Origin of the sequence: Methylobacterium sp. GXS13 (assembly GCF_001455965.1) — a bacterium.
Lineage (GTDB): Bacteria > Pseudomonadota > Alphaproteobacteria > Rhizobiales > Beijerinckiaceae > Methylobacterium.
In genome coordinates this window covers 1-23457 of sequence record NZ_LKKO01000070.1, presented here as the reverse complement: position 1 = coordinate 23457, position 23457 = coordinate 1, and the positions used below count along the sequence as shown (strand labels likewise).

20 protein-coding genes are annotated in these 23457 nt (G+C 66.6%); 15 read left to right on the top strand and 5 right to left on the bottom strand.

What is annotated here, in order from left to right:
• The 4 genes from AO398_RS23215 to AO398_RS23205 all read left to right on the top strand — a co-directional run.
• Positions 1-1390: molybdopterin dinucleotide binding domain-containing protein (locus AO398_RS23215; RefSeq protein WP_152997627.1), on the top strand; the 1390-nt coding region annotated here is incomplete at its 5' end.
• Positions 1391-1865: 475 nt separating this feature from the next.
• Complete coding sequence (gene nhaA, locus AO398_RS23210; RefSeq protein WP_058194543.1) at positions 1866-3065, top strand: Na+/H+ antiporter NhaA; 1200 nt, start codon at positions 1866-1868, stop codon at positions 3063-3065.
• Between the two features lie 68 nt (positions 3066-3133).
• A complete protein-coding gene (locus AO398_RS29140) occupies positions 3134-3310 on the top strand; it encodes a hypothetical protein (RefSeq protein WP_201025814.1) in 177 nt (58 codons plus the stop codon).
• Positions 3311-3337: 27 nt separating this feature from the next.
• On the top strand, positions 3338-4108 hold the full coding sequence (locus tag AO398_RS23205) for a potassium channel family protein (protein ID WP_058194542.1): 771 nt from the start codon (positions 3338-3340) through the stop codon (positions 4106-4108).
• On the opposite strand, the gene AO398_RS23200 is transcribed toward AO398_RS23205, so the two are convergent.
• Positions 4105-5394 carry a DUF2254 domain-containing protein gene (locus AO398_RS23200; RefSeq protein WP_058194541.1) on the bottom strand — a complete coding sequence of 430 codons (1290 nt, stop codon included), beginning with the start codon at positions 5392-5394 and terminating at the stop codon, positions 4105-4107. The two genes, AO398_RS23205 and AO398_RS23200, sit on opposite strands and share 4 nt — an antisense overlap.
• An 83-nt stretch (positions 5395-5477) precedes the next feature.
• Here AO398_RS23200 and AO398_RS23195 point away from each other — a divergent pair, with 83 nt between their 5' ends.
• Positions 5478-6731, top strand: a complete 1254-nt coding sequence (locus AO398_RS23195) for a sodium:proton antiporter (protein WP_058194540.1) — start codon at positions 5478-5480, stop codon at positions 6729-6731.
• A gap of 270 nt (positions 6732-7001) precedes the next feature.
• Here AO398_RS23195 and AO398_RS23190 read toward each other — a convergent pair whose 3' ends face one another.
• The gene (locus AO398_RS23190; protein WP_058194539.1) at positions 7002-7979 is read right to left on the bottom strand and encodes an amidohydrolase family protein; all 978 of its coding nucleotides are present in this window, start codon (positions 7977-7979) and stop codon (positions 7002-7004) included.
• 141 nt (positions 7980-8120) lie between these two features.
• Between AO398_RS23190 and AO398_RS23185 the strand changes: the two genes are divergently transcribed.
• From AO398_RS23185 to AO398_RS29750, 6 genes are all read left to right on the top strand, one after another.
• The gene (locus AO398_RS23185; RefSeq protein WP_058194538.1) at positions 8121-9041 is read left to right on the top strand and encodes a LysR family transcriptional regulator; all 921 of its coding nucleotides are present in this window, start codon (positions 8121-8123) and stop codon (positions 9039-9041) included.
• Between the two features lie 307 nt (positions 9042-9348).
• The gene (gene istA / locus AO398_RS23180) at positions 9349-10848 is read left to right on the top strand and encodes an IS21 family transposase (protein WP_058194537.1); all 1500 of its coding nucleotides are present in this window, start codon (positions 9349-9351) and stop codon (positions 10846-10848) included.
• Positions 10845-11579, top strand: a complete 735-nt coding sequence (istB, locus tag AO398_RS23175; protein ID WP_280139148.1) for an IS21-like element helper ATPase IstB — start codon at positions 10845-10847, stop codon at positions 11577-11579. Before istA ends, istB begins: the two co-directional genes overlap by 4 nt.
• Before the next feature lie 1079 nt (positions 11580-12658).
• Positions 12659-13012: a helix-turn-helix transcriptional regulator gene (locus AO398_RS23170; protein ID WP_152997626.1), complete on the top strand. Its 354-nt coding sequence runs from the start codon at positions 12659-12661 to the stop codon at positions 13010-13012.
• A complete protein-coding gene (locus AO398_RS23165; RefSeq protein WP_058194534.1) occupies positions 12999-14354 on the top strand; it encodes a type II toxin-antitoxin system HipA family toxin in 1356 nt (451 codons plus the stop codon). The genes AO398_RS23170 and AO398_RS23165 overlap by 14 nt, the downstream gene beginning before the upstream one ends.
• A gap of 99 nt (positions 14355-14453) precedes the next feature.
• Positions 14454-15359 carry a DMT family transporter gene (locus tag AO398_RS29750; protein ID WP_058194533.1) on the top strand — a complete coding sequence of 302 codons (906 nt, stop codon included), beginning with the start codon at positions 14454-14456 and terminating at the stop codon, positions 15357-15359.
• Between the two features lie 205 nt (positions 15360-15564).
• Here AO398_RS29750 and AO398_RS23155 read toward each other — a convergent pair whose 3' ends face one another.
• Positions 15565-17256, bottom strand: a complete 1692-nt coding sequence (locus tag AO398_RS23155; RefSeq protein ID WP_058194545.1) for a methyl-accepting chemotaxis protein — start codon at positions 17254-17256, stop codon at positions 15565-15567.
• A 444-nt stretch (positions 17257-17700) separates the two neighbouring features.
• Here AO398_RS23155 and AO398_RS23150 point away from each other — a divergent pair, with 444 nt between their 5' ends.
• The 4 genes from AO398_RS23150 to AO398_RS23135 all read left to right on the top strand — a co-directional run bounded on the left by AO398_RS23150 (position 17701) and on the right by AO398_RS23135 (position 21378).
• Positions 17701-20058, top strand: a complete 2358-nt coding sequence (locus AO398_RS23150) for an EAL domain-containing protein (RefSeq protein ID WP_058194532.1) — start codon at positions 17701-17703, stop codon at positions 20056-20058.
• 427 nt (positions 20059-20485) lie between these two features.
• A complete protein-coding gene (locus AO398_RS23145; protein WP_058194531.1) occupies positions 20486-20812 on the top strand; it encodes a hypothetical protein in 327 nt (108 codons plus the stop codon).
• 30 nt (positions 20813-20842) lie between these two features.
• A complete protein-coding gene (locus AO398_RS23140) occupies positions 20843-21097 on the top strand; it encodes a hypothetical protein (RefSeq protein WP_244498868.1) in 255 nt (84 codons plus the stop codon).
• A gap of 38 nt (positions 21098-21135) precedes the next feature.
• A complete protein-coding gene (locus AO398_RS23135) occupies positions 21136-21378 on the top strand; it encodes a chemotaxis protein CheB (RefSeq protein WP_058194530.1) in 243 nt (80 codons plus the stop codon).
• 177 nt (positions 21379-21555) lie between these two features.
• Here the strand turns inward: AO398_RS23135 and AO398_RS23130 are convergent, their stop codons facing one another.
• The gene (locus AO398_RS23130) at positions 21556-21972 is read right to left on the bottom strand and encodes an ester cyclase (RefSeq protein WP_058194529.1); all 417 of its coding nucleotides are present in this window, start codon (positions 21970-21972) and stop codon (positions 21556-21558) included.
• 95 nt (positions 21973-22067) lie between these two features.
• Positions 22068-23457: molybdopterin dinucleotide binding domain-containing protein (locus tag AO398_RS23125; RefSeq protein ID WP_152997625.1), on the bottom strand; the 1390-nt coding region annotated here is incomplete at its 5' end.

Genomic DNA, 23457 nt, shown 5'->3' with positions numbered 1-23457 from the left:
CTATGTCGACAACCACACGGTCGGCTTCAAGGAGCTGAAGGAGCGGGCCGGCCCCCGCACGCCGGAATGGGCCGCGGAGATCACCGGCGTCCCGGCCGAGGACATCCGCAAGCTCGCTTACGAGATGGCCACCGAGCAGCCGGTAGGCATCCGCATGGGCGTAGCGCTGGAACGGCACTACGGCGGCGGCCAGACTATCCGGGCGGTGACCTGCATCCCGGCGCTGACCGGCGCCTGGCGCCATGTCGGCGGCGGCGTCACCCAGTTCGGTGTCTGGGAACACCCCTACAAGTTCGACGTCATGTGCCGGCCCGACCTGATCCCGGAGGGCACCCGCGTCGTCTCGAACCTCCAAATCGGCCGCGCGCTCACCGGGGAGATGCAACTCGACCCGCCGATCATGTCGATGATGTGCTGGAACTCGAACCCCGTCACGCAGGCGCCCGAGACCGACAAGATCGTCGAGGGGCTGATGCGGGAGGACCTGTTCATGGTCTCGGCCGAGCACTTCATTTCAGACACGGCCTCCTACGCCGACATCCTGCTGCCGGCCACGATGGGCGCGGAGATGGAGGACATGATCCTCTCCTGGGGCCACCTCTACCTGACCTACAACACCAAGTGTGCGGACGCGCCCGGCGAGGCGATCCCGAACAACGAGATCTTCCGCCAGCTCGCGGCCCGGCTCGGCTTCGAGGAAGAGAACTTCAAGTGGAGCGACAGCGAGTGCCTCGAGCACTACGTCGATTGGTCGTCGCCGGCCTGCGAGGGCATCGACCTCGCCTACATGCGCGAGCACGGCTTCGCCCGGCTGAAGGTCGGCACGCCGGACGACCGCGCTCCGCACCGGGACGGCAACTTCCCGACGCCGACCGGCAAGTGCATGCTCAAGGTTGAGGGCGCCACCAACTTCGTCGCGCCGCCGTTCCGGCAGATGTACGAGGGCTTCCAGCCGGGCGAGGCACTCGACCCGCTGCCGGACTATCTCGGCCCGCGCGAGTCCCACACGAACGACCCGGAGTTGGCGAAGCGCTTCCCGCTGAACATCGTCTCGCCCAAGAGCCATTACTTCCTCAACTCCTGCTACGCGAACATGGAGGACAAGCAGAAGGGCCAGGGCGAGCAGTTCGTGATGATCAGCCAGGCCGATGCCGACGCCCGCGGCATCCGGGATGGCGACAAGGTGCAGGTCGCCAACGACCGCGGCGCGTTCAAGGGCGTGGCGCACATCACCGACGACGTGAAGGCGGGCATCGTGGTCGCGACGCTGGGCTACTGGCGTCAGCTCAACGAGGGCACGGTCAACAGCATCTCGTCGGGTGCTTTCACCGACATGGGCCACGCGCCGTCCTTCTCGGACAACCTCGTCGAGGTTGCCCGGGCGAACTGAGAGCGCGACCGATCGGCCGAGCGACAAACAAGCGCCCTACGTGGCGTTTGTTTTTGGATAGCAGCCCTTTGATCAGCCTGTGCTGAGAACGAAGCGGACACCCGGGTGTTCGTCGAAATCGAGCACACCCGGGTGTCCGCTTCGCGCACCATGACGCCAGAAAGCGGACCGGTAGAAAATCACCCCAGGCGGCCATTCCGGTTTCGACCCGACACGGCCATTAAATGCCCGCAGCCGGGATCCCCAAAGCAGACGAAGCCCACAATCGCTGGAAGGCTGACTTTCGACCTTTGTTTCTCCCAGGAAGCGCTCGTTAGAAGGTTGCTTCTAAGGTCCTTCGCTGCCGGCGAGACACATAAGCACGGGTTGAGCCCAATCGCTTTCAATGCGATAGGCCCAGCAGGGTGCGCGGTCCGTCTAGTCGGGCCGGCAGGTCGAGCGCTGGTCGGGCCGCCAGCGCGGGAGACCCGTGCCCGTGCCGTCCCATTCCCACGCCGTTCCGCGGCGTCGCCGCCCCGTGTCGGCGCTTCGCGACATCCTGGTCAGCGAGGCCGGCGGCGGCCTCGTCCTGATGGCCAGCGCCGCGCTGGCGCTCGCCGTGGCCAACTCGCCGTGGGCGGATGCCTACTTCGCCGCGCTCAAGACCCATCTCGGCCCGCTCTCGGTCCTGCACTGGATCAACGACGCCCTGATGGCGGTGTTCTTCCTGCTCGTCGGACTGGAGATCAAGCGCGAAGGGCTCGACGGGCGCCTGCGCACATGGCCCGACCGGGTGTTGCCGGGGCTCGCCGCGCTGGGCGGCATGGCCGCACCGGCCCTCGTCTATGCCGCGGTCAACTGGACCTCGCCCGAGACGCTGCGCGGCTGGGCCATCCCCGCCGCCACCGACATCGCCTTCGCCTTGGGCGTCCTGGCGCTGCTTGGGTCCCGGGTTCCGGTCTCCCTCAAGATCTTCCTGACGGCGCTCGCCATCATCGACGATCTCGGCGCCGTGCTGATCATCGCCCTGTTCTACACCGCCGACCTGTCGCTCCCGATGCTGAGCGGGTCCGCGGCGACGCTCGCCGTGCTCTACGGGCTCAACAAGGCCGGCGTGGCGCGCCTGTGGCCCTACCTCCTCCTCGGCATCGTCCTCTGGGTGTTCGTGCTCGCCTCGGGCATCCACGCGACCATTGCCGGCGTGCTGCTGGCCCTGACCATTCCCCTGCGCCTCAGCGCCGGCAAGCCGGACGATCCGACCTCGCCGCTGCACATCCTGGAGCACGCCGTCCATCCCTGGTCGGCCTACTTCATCCTGCCAGTCTTCGGCTTCGCCAATGCAGGCGTGTCCCTGGCGGGGATCACGCCGCGGATGCTCCTCGACCCGGTGACGCTCGGCGTGGCGCTCGGTCTGTTCGTGGGCAAGCAGATCGGCGTGTTCGGCCTCGTCATCGCCGCCGTGAAGCTCGGTCTGGCGCAGCGCCCGGCCCATGCCGGGTGGTGGCAAGTCTACGGGGTCTCGCTCCTGTGCGGCGTCGGCTTCACCATGAGCCTGTTCATCGGCCTGCTCGCCTTCGCAAACGCGCCGGAGCTTGAGGCCGAGACCAAGGTCGGCGTGCTGATCGGCTCGCTCGCCTGCATGGCCGCCGGGGCGCTGGTGCTGCGGTTCGCCCCGGCCCGCCCGGCCGGCCGCTGAGCCGCGACCAGCCGCGCTCCATCGGGGCGCGGCGCCCCAATCGACATCCCAGAACCAGGTGAAGCATCATGCCTCGTCAGTTCCCGCGGCGTCGTCCCGGCGCCATCGAGGGCCGTCTCTCCGACCTCATCCTCGCCCTCACCGGGGTCCTGCTCCTCGGGATGGGGGTGCTGATGCTGCTGTCGTGGCTGTCGGGTGATGCCGAAGGCGCCATGGCCGGGTACGGCATGACGCGGGATTGCTGACACCGCCCCAGTGCGAACCGAAGACCGATGACGACGTTCACCGCGACGCTGCGCGAACTCTACGAAGGGGAGACGGAGCGCGCACACCGCTTCCGCTACACCCTGCTCGTGTTCGATGTGGCGACCATCGCCTTCGTGGTCGTCACCTCGTTCCTGCCGCTGAGCCCCTGGATTGTTGCCTGCGACGTGGCGGTCGGCCTGTGCGTGCTCCTCGACTTCGCCGCCCGCCTGCTCGTCAGCCGCGCGCCGTTGCGCGAGTTCCGGCACCTCAGCACCTGGACGGACCTCGTGGCGGTTGCCTCGTTCCTGGCCCCGCTGCTGGTCGAGGGCGTTGGCTTCTTACGCATCCTGCGGACGCTGCGCATGCTGCGCACCTACCACCTGCTGGAACGGTTGCGGCAGGACAGCGGGCTGTTTCGCCGCAACGAGGACGCGATCTTGGCGGCGACCAACCTCGTGGTGTTCGTGTTCACGATGACGGGCATCGTCTACGCCACCCAGCACGGCTCCAATCCGGCCATACAGACGCCGGTCGATGCCCTGTACTTCACCGTGACGTCGCTCACGACGACGGGCTACGGCGACATCACCCTGCCCGGGCCGACCGGCCGGCTGCTGTCGGTCTTCGTGATGATCTGCGGCGTAACGCTGTTCTTCCGCCTCGCGCAGGTGGTGTTCCGACCCTACAAAGTGCGCTTCCCCTGCACCGCGTGTGGGTTGCAACGCCACGAGCCGGACGCTGTCCACTGCAAAGCGTGCGGCAACATCCTGAACATCCCCGACGAGGGGGCATACTAGCCGTCCGAGGCGACGTCGCGGAAGCGCCGGTAGCGGTCCTCCAGGTCTGCAAGGTCAGACGGGTCAGCCACGTCGCGGCGGGCCGCGGCGACGACGAGGTCGGCATGGCGGGAGAGTTCCGCCGCCCGGTCGGGCCGCCTCTCGACCTCCGCGACGCGGGCAAGCACGTCGAGCATCCGGCCAAGCACGTGGACCGAGCCGGCCGCGTTCTGCCGGATCATGTGGAACATGGCATCGCACAGCCCGTCGTAGTCCGTGACCGGATGGACGAGCACGGCGCGGCCCTCGCGTAGAACCACGCCAGTCGGCAGGTGCCGCGGCGCGATCCGGCACAGGGCGTCGCCGAGATGGTCGACCACGCTGCCGGCGGTGAACGGGTCGTTGATGCCGGGGGAAAGCGCGCGGACCGCGATCTCGACCAACTGCCGCACCGAGTATTCCGGGTCCTGGAGCGCGGCGGGGCGGCGGCCCAGCGTCACCGCGTCGAGGACGGCGGCCTTGGCACCCTCAATCTCGCTCGACAAGAACGCGATGGGGAAACCGCTCGGCACATAGTCGCCGGGCCGCACCCGCAGGATGACCGTGACCCCGTGCTCCTGGGCCCAGTCCGCTAAGGCGTCCTCGTCGAGGGCCTGGACGTAGCCGCCGCCGGTCGCGGACACGGCCCTTCCTATTGGCGCGTCGCCGGGGCGGGCAGCCCCCGGCTCGTCACAGGAATGGGTCGCGATGGCCCGGCAGAGGTCCTGCTGGACGGCGTCGACCACGGTCTCGATGTTGATGCTCGTGGCGATGTGGTGGACGAACCAGACCAGCGTGCCAACCGCGACCAGCGCCAGGACGAGGGCGCCGGTGATCGCGATGTGCGGGACGAACGGGTCCTCCTCCACCGTCCGCACCGTGCGCAGGACCATGAGCGCGTAGGCGAAGGTCCCGAGGAAGATACCGAGCACCGTCTGGTTACGGCCGTCTCGGATGAAGTTGCGCAGGAGTCGGGGACCCATCTGCCCGGAGGCCAGGGTCAGGGCGGCTATGGTGATGGAGAAGGTCGTGCCGGCGACCCCGATGTTCGAGGAGGCGATGGCGCTGAGGAGCGCCCGCGCGCCCTCGGCCCCGCCGGAATAACCCCAGTTCGTGTCCGGCGAGGAGGGATCGAAGCCGGCGACGTGGGCCGTCTCCAGCCAGACCCCGAACTGAGCTACCAGGATGCAGCCGAGAACGACGAGGGCCGGCCGAAGCCAGAACATGTCGCCGAGGATTTCCAGCCAGGCTTTGACGCGCGCGCTCATCGTTACGGACCGATCCCTTCCGAGCCCGGCAACGACCGGCACGATGGGGCGTTCCGGATGACCGCTGGCGGGAAGGACGGCCCTTGATCTCGATCTTCGACCTCGCGGCGATGCTGCTGACGCTGTCGGCGCTGTTCGGCTGGCTGAACCGCCGCTTCCTGCGCATGCCGCACAGCATCGGCCTGCTCGTGATGGGCCTCCTCGCCTCGCTCGCCCTGGTGCTCGCCGACGTCGCCTTCCCGGCTCAGCACCTCTACCAGGACCTCACCCGCGTCCTTGACCAAGTCGACTTCACCGGCGTCGTCATGAACGGCATGCTGGCCTTCCTGCTGTTCGCCGGGGCGATGAACCTCGACCTCCGGGCGCTCCGGGAGCGGGCCATGGCGGTGGCGACCCTCGCTTTGCTCGGGACCGTCATCTCGACCGCATTGGTCGGCGGCACGTTCTGGGCGGCGGGGCAGGCGCTCGGAACCCCGGTGCCGCTGGCCTGGGCCCTGGTGTTCGGCGCGCTGATCAGCCCGACCGACCCCGTCGCGGTGCTGGCCACCCTGAAGAACGTGGAGGTGCCGGAAGCCCTCGAAGTCGAGATGCAGGGCGAGGCGCTGTTCAACGACGGCATTGGCATCGTGTTGTTCACGGTGCTCGTCGCCCTTGCGTCCGGCAAGGGTGGCGAGGCGACGAGCGCGGGTGGAGTAGCGACGCTGCTCGTGCACGAGGCCGGGGGCGGCGTGCTGCTCGGCGTCGTCACCGGCTACGTTGCCTACCGCGCGATGAAGGCCATCGACGACTTCCCTGTGGAGGTTCTGATCACCCTGGCCCTTGTGACCGGCACCTACGCCATCGCGCAGAAGCTCGGGGCGAGCGGGCCGCTCGCGGTGGTGGCCGCCGGGCTGCTGATCGGCGAGCGCGCACCGCGTTACGCGATGAGCGACACCACCCAAAAGTACGTCTCCGCCCTGTGGACGCTCATCGACGAGGTCCTGAACTCGGTGCTGTTCCTCCTGATCGGCCTGGAGGTACTCGTCCTGCGCTTCCAGGTCGCCGGCCTGGCCCTGGCCGCCTGCGCCGCGCCCATCGTGCTGGTCGCCCGCCTCGTCGCGGTCTCGACACCGGTCCTGCTGTTCCGCTGGGGCGGCAACCTCTCGCTCGGCAACGTGCCGTTTCTGACATGGGCGGGGGTGCGCGGCGGCATCTCGGTGGCGCTGGCACTCTCGATCCCGGAAAGCGATGCCAAGCCGGCCATCCTCGCGGCGACCTACGCCGTGGTGCTGTTCACCATCGTCGTACAGGGCTCGACCCTCGGCCTCGTGGCGCGACGTACCCTTCGAGCGAACTAGTCGGTCGTCGGACGCCTCCCAGTCGATACGAGCCAGGAGACGAACCATCAACGGGCCCGTGGAGAGACGTAGGCGGGCGCATCGATACGTCCGCTCGGATGGGTCGCCCGCCGGAAAGCGGACCGGCCGAAATCCACCCATTTGAGACGGTCCGCTTCCTGGTTGGGATCGGCAGAAGCAGACGCCGCGTCGCGCCGGTCCACGACCCTTCCACGGCGTTTAGGATGGCTGCTCACAAGCTGGTCGCTTCGATGATGGATAGCTGCAACCTCAGCTCGATCCGGTTAGCCGCTCCCAGTTCCCGTGTGCAAACTTCGCCCGATCCGTCTCATTGAGCGGCACGCGATCAAGGAAGCCGCGCGCCTCCCGCCCGGAACGATACTGGTAGGGGTAGTCGGTGGAGAACAGCAGGCGGTCCGGGCCAACGATCTCGAAGCAGCGCCGGAGGTACGCCTCGCTGAACATTCCGCTCGCGGTGATGTAGAGGTTCTCGCGCACTACCTCGGCGAGGCGCCGCTGCAGCCCTGCCGCGCGGTCGAGGGCGGCGAGCCGCTCGATGTAGAACAGCACCACCTCGCCCCAATGACCGAGGATGACCTGTAGGCCCGGCAAGCGGTCGAACACGCCGGCCGCGACGAGGCGCACGAACTGCACCCCGGCCTCGTAGTGCCAACCGAGCCCGTAGGCCGACAGCGCCAGATCAACCTGTGGCGAGATGCCGGCGTAGAGTGCCTCGCACACCGCCCGCTGCGGTACCTGCGGGTGGATGAACAGCGGCACGCCGAGCGCCGCCGCGTGCTCCAGAAGCGGCCGGAAGTCCTGATGGTCAAGGTTACGCTCACGGGTGCGACCGCAGAGCATTGTACCCTTGAGGCCGAGGTCACGTACGGCGCGCTCAAGCTCGCGTGGCGCCTCGTCCGGCACGGAGGTCGGCAGCGCCGCGAAACCTTGGAATCGCCCGGGATGCTGCGTCGTCGTCTCGGCGATGCGGTCATTGATGCGCCGCGCCAACTCCACGGCCCGATCCGGTGCGAGGTTGTGCAGCCCCGGCGTGGTGAGGGACAACACCTGCACGTCGACGCCGGCCTCGTCCATCAATCGCAGGCGCTCCTCGCCAAGGTCTTCCAGGCGCCGGCCGATCTCGCCGACGTCGAAGGCGGAGGCCGGGTCTGGCGCCGAGGTGGGGTCGGCCCAAGCTGCCCTGACCTCAGGGGTAAGCAGGTGCTCCTCGACGGCGATCAACCTCATCTCACATCCTCCCTTGCGCCTGGAGCCTGGAGCGTCCGAGATAGATCCCCGTGAAACAGTGCGGAACGCGCAGCGGACGCACTCGATTAATGCGCCATGTGCAGTCCCGATGACGCGAGCAGACCCGGGCCCCGTTCGGCCATGCCCGACCTCAGCCTTCTGCCCGCGCTCGACGCGCTCCTGACAGAAGCCAGCGTGGTCCGCGCTGCGCGCAAGATCGGCCTCAGTCCGTCCGCGATGAGCCGTACGTTGGATCGACTACGCACCACGACCGGCGACCCCCTGTTGGTGCGAGCGGGACGTGGCCTCGTGCTTACACCGCGCGCCGAAGCACTGCGCGACCGCGTACATCGAGCCACCCACGACATCGTTTCGCTCTTGCAGCCCGACGGCGAGACGCTCGACCTCGGTTCGCTCGCCCGGACGTTCGCGATCCGCGCCAACGACGGCTTTGTGGAGGTAGCCGGCGCGAGGCTGGTTGCCATTGCCCGGGCCGCGGCGCCAGGAGTGCGGCTGCACTTCGTGCCCAAGTTCGACAAGGACGCGCGGCTCCTGCGCGAAGGCGCCGTCGATCTGGAGATCGGCGTGCTCGGCGCAAGCGGCCCGGAGATCCGCGTCCAGGCCCTGTTCCGCGACCGGTTCGTCGGCGTCGTACGCAGGGATCATCCGTTGCTCGAAGTGCCGATCACGCCCGAAAGCTACGGTGCGTGCGAGCACGTAGCCGCTTCGCGGCGCGGTGTCCGGTCGGGCCCGGTCGATGATGCCCTTGCTCGGCTTGGGCTCTCACGCGAGGTCATCGTCGTGGTGCCGAGCTTCGCCGCAGCCCTAGCCGTTGCCGCGGGCTCCGACCTCGTAGCGCTGCTGCCGCAATCGTTCGTCGTCGCTCGCGCGGCAGCCAGCCTTGCGCCACCGTTCGCGATGTTCGAGCTGCCACTCAGCTTGGCTGGGATCACGGTCTCGCAGATGTGGCATCCACGCCTGGACGCGGATGCGAGCCATCGATGGCTTCGAGGGCTCGTGCTGAACGCCACCTCGACTTCGTCGAAGGCAGCCGAGCCGTAGTCTGGTTCGCCAGTCCGCTTCGATTCTTGCCACTACTGCAGGTCGGGGGCGGTCTGCGGCTCTAGTCCGGGCGGCGTTGCCCGGACCCAGGCACGAAAAGGCGAACAACCCCGAACTGCGAGCTCGAACGAGGTGTGATCGAATGCGACACGGATTGATCGTTCCGGCCTTCCTGTCCCTCGCCCTGGCGTGTGTTTCGGCGTGCAACTTTGACCCCGTGAGGCGGGGGATCGGCGTCCAATTCTGACCCCCTAACCTCGTTCTCGCAGACTGCCCTCCGGTACGGCCGGAAGGGTGGTGTAGGGGGATGAAGGGCGTGGACACGATTGCGCGCATCCGGCGCGAGTTCTTCACCCGCGGCCGCGCGATCAAGGACATCGTCCGCGACCTGCACGTCTCCCGCAACACGGTCCGGAAGGTCATCCGGTCGGGAGCCACCGCCTTCGCCTACGAGCGTGAGGTGCAGCCGCTGCCCAAGCTCGGGCCGTGGCGCGACGATCTCGATCGGATACTGACCACCAACGCCGGCAGATCTGGCCGCGAGCGGCTGACGCTGATCCGGGTCTACGAGGCGCTGCGCGGGCTCGGCTACGAGGGCGGCTACGATGCCGTTCGCCGCTATGCCAAAACCTGGAAGCGCGAGCGGGCCTCGGTCACGGCGCAGGCCTTCGTGCCGCTCACCTTCGCTCCGGGCGAGGCCTACCAGTTCGACTGGAGCCACGAGATCGTGCTGATCGGCGGCACGACCGTCACGGTCAAGGTCGCCCACGTCCGGCTCTGCCACTCGCGCATGCTGTTCGTGCGGGCCTATCCGCGCGAGAGCCAGGAGATGGTGTTCGACGCCCACGACCGGGCGTTCGCGTTCTTCCAAGGCACCTGCCAGCGCGGCATCTACGACAACATGAAGACCGCGGTGGAGACGATCTTCGTCGGGCGCGAGCGCGCCTACAACCGCCGCTTCCTACAGATGTGCTCGCACTACCTCGTCGATCCGGTCGCCTGCACGCCGGCCTCGGGCTGGGAGAAGGGGCAGGTCGAGAACCAGGTCGGGCTGGTGCGCGAGCGCTTCTTCACCCCGCGCGTCCGGGTGAAGAGCTACGAGGAGCTGAACGCGCTCCTGCTCGATCAGGTGATCGCCTACGCCAAGGTGCATCCTCATCCCGAAGAGCGCGAACGCACCGTCTGGGAGCGGTTCGAGGCCGAGCGGGCAGCCCTCGTTCCCTATGCCGGTCGCTTCGACGGCTTCCACGCCATCACCGCCTCGGTGTCCACGACCTGCCTCGTGCGCTTCGACAACAACCGCTACTCGGTCATGGCCTCGGCCATCGGTCGACCGGTCGAGGTGCGGGCCTACGCCGAGCGCGTCGAGATCCGGCAGGACGGGCGCACCGTCGCCGAGCACGAGCGCGCCTTCGGCCGGGATCAGACCGTGTTCGATCCCTGGCACTATGTCCCCGTGCTCGCCCGCAAACCCGGCGCGCTCCGGAACGGCGCACCGTTCAAGGACTGGGTGCTGCCTGCCGCCCTCGACCGGGTCCGACGCAAGCTCGCCGGCAGTGCCGGGGGTGACCGGCAGATGGTGGAGATCCTCACCGCCGTGCTCGCCGACGGGTTGCCGGCCGTCGAGGCGGCCTGTGCCGAGGCCCTGCGCGAGGGCGTCCACTCGGCCGACGTCGTCCTCAACATCCTCGCCCGGCAGCGCGAGCCGACCACGCCCGTCACCATCCTGACGCCCGAGAGCCTGCGGCTGCGCCACGAGCCGGTCGCCGACTGTGCCCGCTACGACAGCCTGAGGAGAGCCCTATGATGGAACGCCAGCACATCCTCGCCACCATGGGCGAGCTGAAGCTCTTCGGGATGAAGGCAGCCTACGACGAGATCATCAAGATTGCGCTCAAGCGCACCCACGAGCCGCAGCAGATCGTCGGCGACCTGCTCCAGGCCGAGATCTCCGAGAAGCAGGCACGCTCGATCCGCTACCAGATGACGATCGCCAAGCTGCCCCTGGCCAAGGACATCGCCGAGTTCGCCTTCGACGGCACTCCGATCAACGAGGGGCTGGTGCGTGATCTCGCCGGCGGGGAGTTCCTGGCGCATCAGCGCAACGTCGTGCTCGTCGGCGGCACCGGCACCGGCAAGACCCACCTCGCCATCGCCATCGCGCGGGCCTGCATCCGGGATGGCGCGCGGGGCCGGTTCTACAACGTCGTCGACCTCGTCAACCGGCTCGAAGCCGAGGCACGGGCCGGCCGGCAGGGCCGCATCGCCGACCATCTCGCCCGGCTCGACCTCGTGGTGCTCGACGAACTCGGCTATCTGCCGTTCGCGCAGTCGGGTGGCCAGCTCCTGTTCCACCTGATCAGCAAGCTCTACGAGACCACCTCGATCGTGGTCACCACCAATCTCGCCTTCGGGGAATGGCCGAGCGTGTTCGCCGGCGACGCCAAGATGACCACGGCGCTGCTCGACCGGCTCACCCACCACTGCGAGATCGTCGAGACCGGCAACGAGAGTTGGCGCTTCAAGAACCGCGCCTGAGGCCGGCGCGCACATCGCGCTGGCTGGACCCCTGATCAGCCCGGCTGCGCCACCCCGACCCGCTTCGCGGGGCTGATCAGGGGCGTCCCGCCATACCCATCCAGGGGGTCAAAGTTCGACGCCGATCCAGGGTCAATGTTCAACGCTGTTTGACAATGGAACAGCCTGAAGCCTCCCCCACCCTAACGTACGAGGCGCACCCGGGCTGCTCGAAGAACTGATCGCGGGACAACAGGTACGCCCCGGATGTCGGTGTCGCCCCAAAGTGCCAAGCCTCGCCTCCGACGGTCGTCGGTGACCTTATCCGGACGTTCGGCGGCTGCCCGGGCGCGTTCGGCGGCGGCTTGGTAGCGGTCGAGGGACATATCCGGGGCGGCGAGGTGCCGCCGGATCACGGCGCGGCGTGCCCAACTTGCAGCCCGTAGCCGGTCGAGCGCAGCACCTCGAGACCTCGTCAGCCACCTCCGCCACCGCGACCGTCAGGTCGGACATCGCATCCACCAAGTCGTCGAAGCCCGACGACCCTTCCGCCTCCGGCGGCGCCATCGCGCCCATGATGGCCGGCAACAGCATCTACATCGCGGCTGGCCTCCGCTCGATCCGTTCCTCGTCCAACGTCCGGTTCTTCCGGAGTGAGACCTGCGAGGTGCGCCCGCACCGTCGCGTTCCGGATGCGTTCGCCGGTCAGGCGACTGGCCGCCGCGCCGACCATCCACGACGAGAGGCGCCTCGTCCGCGGCTTGAACCCGGCCCCATGGAGTCCGGACTCGCGCGCAGCTTTCGCTCCCGCCGACAAGGACCCCCAACTGCGAGGCCCGCACGCGACCTGTCGAGCGCCTCCACATCCTGAAGCTCCTCCTGCGGCACACGGTGCAGTACGCCGGCGCACGACTTCGAGGCACCTGTGCTCATGTCTTGCTGCCGAAGCCATGGCGCTTCGGGACCGCTCGGGAGGCCATCGAGATGCCCAACCAGTTTCTCATCTACCGAAAGATTCCGATATTTTTTCACTAAAGCGAAAATCGGTTGGCGAGTTTAGGTTTTTGCGCCATACCGAAAAATCTGGGAGATTTTTCGGTATGGGAGAAAAAGACACGCGCCGGCGGCTAGCCGGACAGTTGTCGGCAGCCCGCCGCGACCATGGTTGGCGTCTGTTCGATCTCGCGCGCAGAACGGGCCGCAATCCCGGTCGACTGAGCGAGATGGAGACCGGCAAGGCGAACAGCACGCTGGACAGCTTGTCGGAGGTCGGAGAAGCGCTGGGGCTCGCCCTGGTGTTTGTCCCGAGGGACAAGCTGGACGCCGTGCTGGCACTCACCGGTTCCGCGCCGAACACGACACCCGTCCCTCAAGACGTCCCGTCCGCCTTCGAGGAACTGTTCGTCCGACCTCCCGAGGACGGAACCGAGGAGGACGACCATGCGCGTCCGTAACTCGGCAGCCGTCCTGGGGATCTTCCTCGCAACCGAGCCGGGACGGCAGCTCAGAGTCGGGAGTCTCGTGCGCGACAATGCCGGCGTGATCACCTTCAACGTGGACCCGGCCTACATCGCGTTGGGCGCCGGCCGCCCGATCGTGAGCTGCGCCTGGAAGGGAGCCACCGAAGAGAACAGCCTCGCCCGTCTGGCCAGCAAGGCCGACAAGGTGATGCTGGGATCGCTGCTTCCGCCGTTCTTCGAGAACCTGCTGCCCGAGGGAGCGCTGCGGGAACTCGTCGAGAAGGAGCTCGGCGCCGGCGACTACGACAACTTCGATGTGCTGACGAAGCTCGGGGGCGATCTGCCGGGAGCCATCGTCGCGGTTCTGGAAGCCGGAGAATTCCCACGGCATCGCGCAGCCAGCGGCGTCCAGGCGGCCTCGGCCTCCGATGCGGTCGATGTGCCGACAACGAAGATCAGGTTCTCCCTAGCAGGCATCCAGCTGAAGTTCTCCGTGACGCAGAGGAGCGAGCGTCTGACCGTGCCGACGCAGGACGGCACCGGGGAGATCATACTCAAGACGCCGTCGAGGAGGGATGCCTTCGTCCCGGAGGCCGAGTTCACGGCCCTGACCCTCGCGGGAGCGGCCGGCGTGGACGTCGCCGAGGCGTGGCTCGTCGACCCGGACGCCGTCGACGGCATACCCGAACGCTTTCTGACCGGAAGCGCCCGATCGCTCGCGGTACGTCGCTTCGACCGCGGTCCGGACGGTCGCCGGATCCATATCGAGGATTTCGCTCAGATCATGGGCGGGATCGGCGACGACAAATACACCATGGGCAACGATGAGACGATGATCAACATCGCCGGCCGCTTCTCGACGGACCGCAACGGACAGATCCTTGAAGCGATGAGGAGGGTTCTGGTCAACATCCTGCTTGGGAACGGCGACGCGCACCTCAAGAACTGGTCGCTGATGCACCGGAATGGCGAGACCAGGCTGACTCCGGCCTACGACGTGGTACCGACCTTCCTGTTCGGGGACGACACGATGGCCCTCGAGTTCGGCAACAGGAAGAATCCGTACATCATGGGTCTGAGCATGGTCGAGGGCGCTGCGCGATTGACCCAGATCAATCCGAGGATCCTGCTGAGGGACGCTAGGCGAACGGTAGATCTGGCCCTGGATCGTTGGCCGGACCTTCTGCGGGACATGCCGCTGCCCGCCGACATGAAGAATCGTCTGCTCGAGCGTCTGCCCAAGCTCAGACTCGTGCAGGAGGTCCGCCCCTCCTTCACGGTCACGGCCGACTACAGGGACGCCGGCGGGGCGACGGGATCGCCGAGCCGGGGATGATGCGTACGGCCGGATCGGAGCGCCTCTCGAACACCCCCGTGGACGGGCAGAACGCAGACGGCCCACCCGCCCCGGTGCATCGCTTCAGTTGCGCCGGACATGACGACATCGATCGCGGGAGCGGAAGTCCGCATCGACCCGGCGATCGAAGGCATGGTCCCGTCCGCGATGGCATTCGGGGTCGGCTGCGAGTTTCGGGCGCCCATGGCGGTGGCAGTCATCGCCGGCCTGATCGTCTCGACCCTGCTCTCCCTCGTCTTCGCGCTGGCCGTGTTCCTGCTGATCGACAGCCTCGGCAACCTCCTCGGGCGCGTGCTCGGACGGTTCCACATGACCGCTTTCGCGGCGTTCATGACCGCAGGGTTGGCGCTCGTTCCTGCCGGTCGGGCCATCGTGCTCGGGTACACGACCCCTCTCTGGGTGGCGCCTGCCGCCTTCCTTTTCCTCGGCGAACGCATTTCGACCCGGCAGACGGTTGGCCTCGTCGTCGGCCTCGCCGGTCTGCTGCTGCTCTTCGGGCCTGCCAGCCTGGATTGGGGGAACCGGCAGGCTCTCCTCGGCCAAGGATTGCTGCTCGTCGCCGCCCTCTGCTGGTCGGTCAGCATCGTCTACACCCGTGCCCACCGGTGGGTGGCGACGCCGCTTCAACTCATGCCCTGGCAGTGCCTGCTGGCCGCGGTGGTGCTCACGACCCTCGCGTTTCTCATCGAGGGTGCGCCACCCGATCCCGGCCGGGTGAGCACACCTGCCCTTCTGGCGCTTGGCTATAACGGCGTGGTCGGCACCGCGCTGGGCTTCTGGGCAATGACGGTGGTGGGTCGCCGGGTGCCGGCTGCGACAGCCTCCCTCGGTGTCCTTGCGACGCCGGTTCTCGGTATCGGGCTATCAACGGTCATCCTTCGCGAGGCTTTCGATCCCATCCTCGTCCTTGCCGCTGCAATCATCCTGACCGGCATTGCCCTTGGCACTATCGGCCAGGGGCGCGTGGCCCAGCGTCTGCGATGATCCCCCCCCCCCCGCCGAAATGCTGGCTGTAGGGGCGTCCGCTTTTGGGGACCGCACAATCGAGATTGGATGACTGGGTTGGGTCGGAAGCCGAAGGGCGGTTTGGGGTGGATGTTGGACGGTCCGCTTCCGCTTGAGTAGGAGGTGGAAGCGGACGTCTGAGGTGTTAGTCATCCCATTAGGTGGAAGCAACACGCCGCTCGTGTTAGGCGGCGCGGACGGTCGCCAGAAAGCGGCCGACCTCGGCCGTCAGGTGCTCGGACTGGCGCGACAGCTCCGAGGCCGCACCGAGCACTTGGTGGGCGGCTGCACCCGTATCCTCCGCCGCGCTAGCCACGCCGGCGATGTTGCCCGTCACCTCGCCGGTGCCGGTCGCCGCCTGGGCGACGTTGCGCACGATCTCCTGCGTGGCCGCCCCCTGCTGCTCGACCGCCGCGGCGATCGAGGTGGCGGTGGCGCTGATGTCGCGGATCCGCTGCGTGATGCCGCCGATCGCGGCAACCGCCTGACCGGTCGAGGCCTGGATCCGACCGATCTGACCCGAGATCTCCTGGGTCGCCCGGGCGGTCTGGCCGGCCAGCTCCTTCACCTCGGCCGCCACCACGGCAAAACCCTTGCCGGCCTCGCCGGCCCGTGCCGCCTCGATGGTGGCGTTAAGCGCCAGCAGATTGGTCTGGCCGGCGATCGAAGAGATCAGCCCGACCACGTCGCCGATCCGCTCGACGGCCCCACTCAGTTCGAGCACCAGCGCGCCGGTCTGGTCCGCCTCGGCCACGGCCTGCCGCGCGATCGCCGCGGAGCCGTCGACCTGCCGACCGATCTCCTGGACGGAGGAACCGAGCTCCTCCGCCGCGGCCGCGACCGTGCCGACGTTGCTGGCCGCTTCCTCCGCAGCGGCGGCGACGGCGGTCGATTGCGCGGCCGTCTCGGCCGCGGTGCCGCTCATCGCGCCGGCCGTCGCCTGTAACTCGGTCGCCGAGGACGATACCGTGCCGATGATGCCGCCGACCGCGGCCTCGAAGCTGTCCGCCATCTGCCGCATGCCGGCCTTGCGCTGCTCCTCCGCGGTCAGCCGCGCCTGCGCGGTCTCCGCCTCCAGCTGCCGGGTGCGGATCAGATTGTCCTTGAACACTTGGACGGCCGCCGCCATCGCGCCGACCTCGTCGCGGCGCGCGTGGTGGGGCACCTCGCCGCCCGTGTCGCCCGCGGCTAGGATAGTCATCGCGCCCGTCATCGCCTGGATCGGGCGGGACACGCGCAGCAGCACGAACGCGGTCGCGCCGCAGGCCGCCAGCACGCTCAGCGCGATGAAGAGATAGGCCGCCAGGGTCGCAGACTGGGTCGCCGCCATGGCGCTGTCGGCATCCGCGTGCGCGCCACGCTCGTTCAGAGCGACGTCCTTGGCCAGCGTGTCGCGGGCCGCATTATACAGATCGATGTTGGCCGGGTCGGCCATGAGTTGGATTCCGTCGGCGCTCTTGCCCGCCTCTGCGCGGCGCACCGCCTCGCGGCCGACGGTCTGGTAGCGCTCCCAGGTGGCGCCGAACGCGGCGTAGAGCGCCTGCTCCTCGGCCGACGAGATCAGCGGCTCGTAGGCCTTCCGGGCGGCGGCGAGTGCCACGCTGGCCTCGTCGATCTGCCGCGCGTTTTCGACCCGCTGATCGGGACTGCCGGACAGGGTCAGCGTGCGCAACTGCTTGATGCGGACCTCCGAAGCGGCGGCGCGGATGTTGGTGATCGCCACGACAGAGGGGAGCCAGTTCGTGGCGACGCCTGTGACGTTGGTCCGGATGCCCAAGAGCGTGATGGACATCAGAGCGGCTTGACCGGCGCACAGGAGCGCGAGGAGGCCGAAGGCGGCGAGGAGCGACGCTTTGACATTCAGACGAAGGCGCATGATCCGGTCCTGGACGAGGCGTCCCGAACGCCGCGTCACCGCCTGCCGGAGCGCAGGGGATCGGGCAACCGCACGGGCACGAAGAGGTAAGCCTGGGCCGACTGCCCGCCCTCACAGGTAGCCCGCCAAGCAACCAATCCTCCGCCCTGAAAACCTTAAGATTTGCGGGCGGCGTGAGGCCTGTCGGGTTATTCTCCCCTCAAATAAGCGTGATATTTCGGGCCGACGCTCGGCGTCGTGTCACTCCGTCTACCGAAAGTTGCGGTCATGAAACTCTTTTCTCTGAGAGGTCGCGCCTACAGAAAGTACTTATTTCTTCAAGGACAGAGCGTTGCGACACAGGGACTTGTTTTCTTTTAACGCTACACCACCGCCTCAATCTAAACCGCATCTTCATCATGTCCCTTCATTCGAATTTTAGGTGCAAGCGCTTATAGGAGGGCTATGATCTACGGTGCTGCCCGCTTAGCTGCCGACCACGCACTCGGCTTTGTTTTTACTGCCGTTGTCATCTGCCTCGCGGCTGGATGGCTAGTCGCTACTTTGATGCGTACGGTCAGCGATGCCGATCCTGCTTACCGATATCGCTGGATCGCGGGCACGGCGGTTGTTGCCGGCTTGGGCGTCTGGACGACTCATTTCGTCGCCATGCTGGGCTACCGGCCCGACATGGTGCTGACCTTTGACGACATGAGAACTATTGTCTCGGCGCTGATCGCCATTTTGGTTGCGGGCCTGCCGTTGGCCGTAGCTCGGCTTTTTCCATCGTGGCGGATCCGTGCTGTGGCCGGTGCGATTGCTGGGCTTGGCATCGTTGGGATGCACTACGCCGGCATGGCCGCGATTGAAGGATGCCAACAGACACATTCGCCGCTCATGAACGTTCTGGCTGCCGGTATTGGTGCCTGCAGCCTCGCGCTGGCTTGTGGCCTGCCGCGACGCTTGGCGACCCCCCGGGTAGTCTGCGCTCTTTTCACCCTCGCCGTTACTGGTACTCACTTCGCCGCGATTGCTGGCACGACGCTAGCGCGCATTCAGGGTTATAGCGGCTTCCCGCACGAGAATATTGTGCTCAGCATTTTCACCACTGCGGGGGCAGCTGTACTCTTCCTCGGGGCGTTCCTGACTATAATTGCAACACAACGCTTCGACGCCCAGGAGCGCGCCCATTCTTCGGTCCTGAGAACCGCACTCGACAATATGTCGAACGGCTTGTTATATCTCGACGCATCCGAGCGCGTGCGCCTGTACAATCGGCGTTACACTGAAATTTATGGCATTCCTGTCGATGTTGACCTAACAGGCAGAACAATCGACCAGATCATCGACATTGTCGGCAATTGCCATCATTGGACCACAGACCGGCGCGTAGCGGCGCGCCAGCGTGTTGACGAATGGCGGAACGTCGAAAACTCGAGGCAAATCGACTATCCGCTTGAGGACGGACGCATTCTGCAGGTCGAGATCCGTCCGATCGAGGAAGGTGGTAATGTCGTTACCTTCGACGACGTCACTAAAGAGCGCGCGGCACAGCGCCGGATCGCGGAATTGGCCTTCTCCGATCCCCTGACCAAGCTCGCCAATCGCCGCGCCTTGAATGCGCGTTTGGATCGCGATTTTGTACCCAAGCGAGTCGTCAAGCTCCTGCTGATCGATCTCGATCGCTTCAAGCAGATTAACGATACATACGGTCACGTTGTCGGTGATCAGCTGCTGATACAGGTGGCCAATAGGCTGAAGACGATCGCGGGATCGGACGGGTTCGTAGCCCGGCTCGGCGGCGACGAGATGGCGGTGCTGGTCTACGGCGATCAGGCACAGGCAATGGCTGTCGCCACCGAGGTGATCGAGGCTCTTGCCCTCCCGTACGGGATCAATGACCTCACAGTGTCGATTGGCTGCAGTATTGGCATGTGCTGCACGGATGATGCGCGCGATGCGATCGAACTCATGCAGTTCTCAGACATCGCGCTATACGAGTCGAAGCGGCAGGGTCGAGGTAGAACGAGCTGCTACACGCGCGACATGCTGAAGACCGTCGCCGATCGGGTTCAGCTTGAAACGGACATGCGAACCGCGATTGAACGTTGGGAGATGCATCTGGCCTATCAGCCGGTGATCTCACTCGTTGACGATCGGATCATCGGCTATGAGGCATTGATCCGTTGGGATCACCCGACACTCGGGGCTGTTTCCCCGGCCCGTTTCATCCCGTTGGCGGAGGAGACCGGACAGATCGTCCCGATCGGGGCTTGGGTGTTGCGGGAGGCCTGCCGACAGGCCGCTCAGTTACCAAGCGATGTCTACGTGGCGGTGAACGTTTCACCGGTTCAATTGCGCTCGCCGCAGCTTCTGTCCGATCTCACGCAGGCTCTAGCCAAGAGTGGCCTGCCAGCCAAACGGCTGGAGATCGAGCTCACGGAAACAGCGATCGTCGAGGATGGACCTCAGATAGCCAAGGTCCTGAACGCCATTCGCCGCCTCGGTGTGACGGTGGCGATGGATGATTTTGGCACGGGTTACTCATCGCTCTCACATCTGCGCGACTTGCCGCTCGACCGCATCAAGGTGGATCGTTCGTTCGTGGCCACGGCGGAGACGGATCGCCACTCGTTGGCTGTGCTGAAAGGCATCACGCAGATCGCTCGCGCGTTGAATGTCGCGCTCCAGGCGGAAGGCGTAGAGACGCCATCGCAGCTAGCGCTTATGCGCGATGTCGGTTGCGACGCGATCCAGGGCTACTTAGTCGGACGGCCGCAACGATTGGTGGAGAGCAATGTGGCGATGGCTCTGTCGGCTTAAGTTTGCGACCGGGGGCCATGACCGTCCGGTTTCGGGGCGCGTTGACGGCCTTCTGTATGGCAGTGTTGGGTCGCAAGCCGAATGACCGCTTGGGGTGGTTTCCTGCCCGTCCGCTTCCAGGGAGCGGATGCATCGAAGCGGACATAGCCGTGGGGACCGCTTACGACCCTTTGCGGCAGGCCGAAAGGTCCACTTTCTGGTAGCTTACTGAGTGAAGACCTAGGAACTTAGCACGGATACCTGCGTCTACTTGGTTTCTGCGAAAAGCTCAAAACGCCAACCTGCGGCGAGTGCTGATCTTCGATCCTTCCAATCGCCGTCGAATTTAATCTCTGGATTGCCAGATCTACAAATTGCGTGCACGTTCCGAGCCGCCGCACAGAAGTAGTCTATGTGCGGGTATGCAACGGAAACCGGAGCGCTCCTTATGGACCGCCTACAAACAGATCGGTGCCTGGAGGTTGCCCGTGAGTTGCGCGCGGCGGCCGAAGAGACGCGGCAGACGCTCCAGGCCTCGCGCGATCTCGTTCGGCGCTCCCGCGAGCAGTCCGCCGCAGAGCCGCCTGCAGGTCGCAAGGACGACGACCTAGGCCCGTCGAACCAATTGGTGACGTCCCTCATCGAGGCCTACGAGGCCGCGGAAGACGACCCCGACACCCAGACCCGCCTGCTCCTCGGTCACGTGCTCCATCATGTCGGGCGTCGCATCGCCGGTGTGATGGGACCGCGGGCGGCCGGGATCGCTGTGCATTGATCGACGCGGCAGAGGGATCGGCGGACGGTCATGATGAACGGTGACGATCCGCAGGACGACGACCCCGGTGCGCTGGTCCGCATCGCCCGGTCGCTGGGCGTTCCGGTGGCGACCTTCCTGACCGCCGACCCGGCTCGGGCACCGGAGATCGAAACCGCCGTGGCGGGCCTGGATCATCTCCCCGAAGTGGTGGCGCTGCTGCGGCTGTTCGGGCGGCTGAAGAGCCCCGAGGCCCGGGCCCGCTGCCTCGCCTACGTCGTGCAGGAGGCCACGCACGACAGCTGATCCGCACGGCCGTCCTCGACATCGGGCGAGAACGCAGGATGCTGGGACCCGACGAACGGCATTGCATCGATCCGAAGGCTCAGAACATCGTGATGGACCACGACCACTTTCCGATCGTCGGCATCGGCGCGTCCGCGGGCGGCATCGAAGCGATGCAGGGCTTCTTCCGCGGGGTGCCGGAGACGCTCGGGGCAGCCTTCGTCATCGTCACGCATCTCAGCCGGGACCACACCATGGGGATGGGGAGTGGGCCTATGACCGCTTTCCGGCCGCTCCGATGATCAGCGGTACGACCTACTTGGGTCGGTAGCGGAATGGCTGCTCGGGGTGGTTTTCGGCCGTTCCGCTTATGGGAGCGGCGACGCGGGAAGCTGCCATTCCTCGACTGAGCTTTGGTGCGTAAATCTAGCGGCCTCTTCACGATGCTCGGTGAAAGGCGAGGCCCGCCGCAAAAGTGGCTAAGCCCAGCCGAGTTCTTTCACGGCCCGGGCGTCATTCCAGATCTTTGTCAATCCGACAATGCGATCACCTTCGAACTGCATGACATACACATAGTCGGTCGACGTGGACTTCCCCGTAGGCGGGCATGGACCGCCCTCGCCAGTGTGGGTCCCATGAAAGACTCCGTAGGCCGCTACGTTCCGGCGCTCCTCGTCGGTCGCGAAGGATCGCACCTCGTACCGACCGTCGGGAATGAAGGTCAGGAGCCCCTTCATCCACTCCGTGTATTCCCGCAGAGAGGTCACGCCGGCCAGGGCATCAGCCTGGGCCGAAAAGGTCGCATCGGGAGTGCAGTATCGCTCGCATGCCTCCCAGCCCCCGCCCGTCTCGCAGGCGTCGAAGAAGGCCCTTGCTACCGTCGTGATGCCGCCCATGCCTGGATCGCCCTTTCATTGCCGGAAGCGCCGCATGTAGCGGATGCCATCCGCGCGAGCACCCTCTGGGAATGCCGGCGCGGATGGCCGTTCAGCTAGTTCGCTCTTGAGACCTCGACGAGGTTGTCGGAGAACGAGGGTGCGTGGCCCATGTCGGTGAAGGCGCCGGACGAGATGCTGTTCACCGTGCCCTCGTTGAGCTGCCGCCAGTAGCCGAGCGTCGCCACGACGATCCCGGCCTTCACGTCGTCGGTGATCCGCGCCACGCCCTTGAAGGCGCCGCGGTCGTTGCCGACCTTCACCCTGTCGCCGTCCCGGATGCCCCGAGCCTCGGCGTCGTGCTGGCTGATCATCACGAACTGCTCGCCCTGGCCCTTCTGCTTGTCCTCCATGTTCGCATAGCAGGAGTTCAGGAAGTAGTGGCTCTTCGGCGAGACGATGTTCAGCGGGAAGCGCTTAGCCAGCTCCGGGTCGTTCGTATGGCTCTCGCGCGGGCCGAGGTAGTCGGGCAGCGGATCGAGCGCCTCGCCGGGCTGGAAACCCTCGTACATCTGCCGGAACGGCGGCGCGACGAAGTTCGTGGCGCCCTCGACCTTCAGCATGCACTTGCCGGTCGGCGTCGGGAAGTTGCCCTCCCGGTGCGGCGCGCGGTCGTCGGGCGTGCCCACCTTCAGCCGGGCGAAGCCGTGCTCGCGCATGTAGGCGAGATCGATGCCCTCGCAGGCCGGCGACGACCAGTCGACGTAGTGCTCCAGGCACTCCGTGTCGCTCCACTTGAAGTTCTCCTCCTCGAAGCCGAGCCGGGCCGCGAGCTGCCGGAAGATCTCGTTGTTGGGGATCGCCTCGCCGGGGGCCTCGGCGCACTTGGTGTTGTAGGTCAGATAGAGGTGGCCCCAGGACAGGATCATGTCCTCCATCTCGGCGCCCATCGTGGCCGGCAGCAAGATGTCGGCGTAGGAGGCCGTGTCCGAGATGAAGTGCTCGGCCGAGACCATGAACAGGTCCTCGCGCATCAGCCCCTCGACGATCTTGTCGGTCTCGGGCGCCTGCGTGACCGGGTTCGAGTTCCAGCACATCATCGACATGATCGGCGGGTCGAGCTGCAGCTCCCCGGTGAGCGCGCGGCCGATCTGCAGGTTCGAGACGACCCGGGTGCCCTCCGGGATCAGGTCGGGGCGGCACATCACGTCGAACTTGTACGGGTGCTCCCAGACGCCGAACTGTGTGACGCCACCGCCGACGTGGCGCCACGCGCCGGTGAGCGCCGGGATGCAGGTCACCGCCCGGATGGTCTGGCCGCCGCCGTAGTGCCGCTCCAGCGCCACGCCCATGCGGATGCCTACCGGCTGCTCGGTGGCCATCTCGTAAGCGAGCTTGCGGATGTCCTCGGCCGGGACGCCGGTGATCTCCGCGGCCCATTCCGGCGTGCGGGAGCCGGCCCGCTCCTTCAGCTCCTTGAAGCCGACCGTGTGGTTGTCGACATAA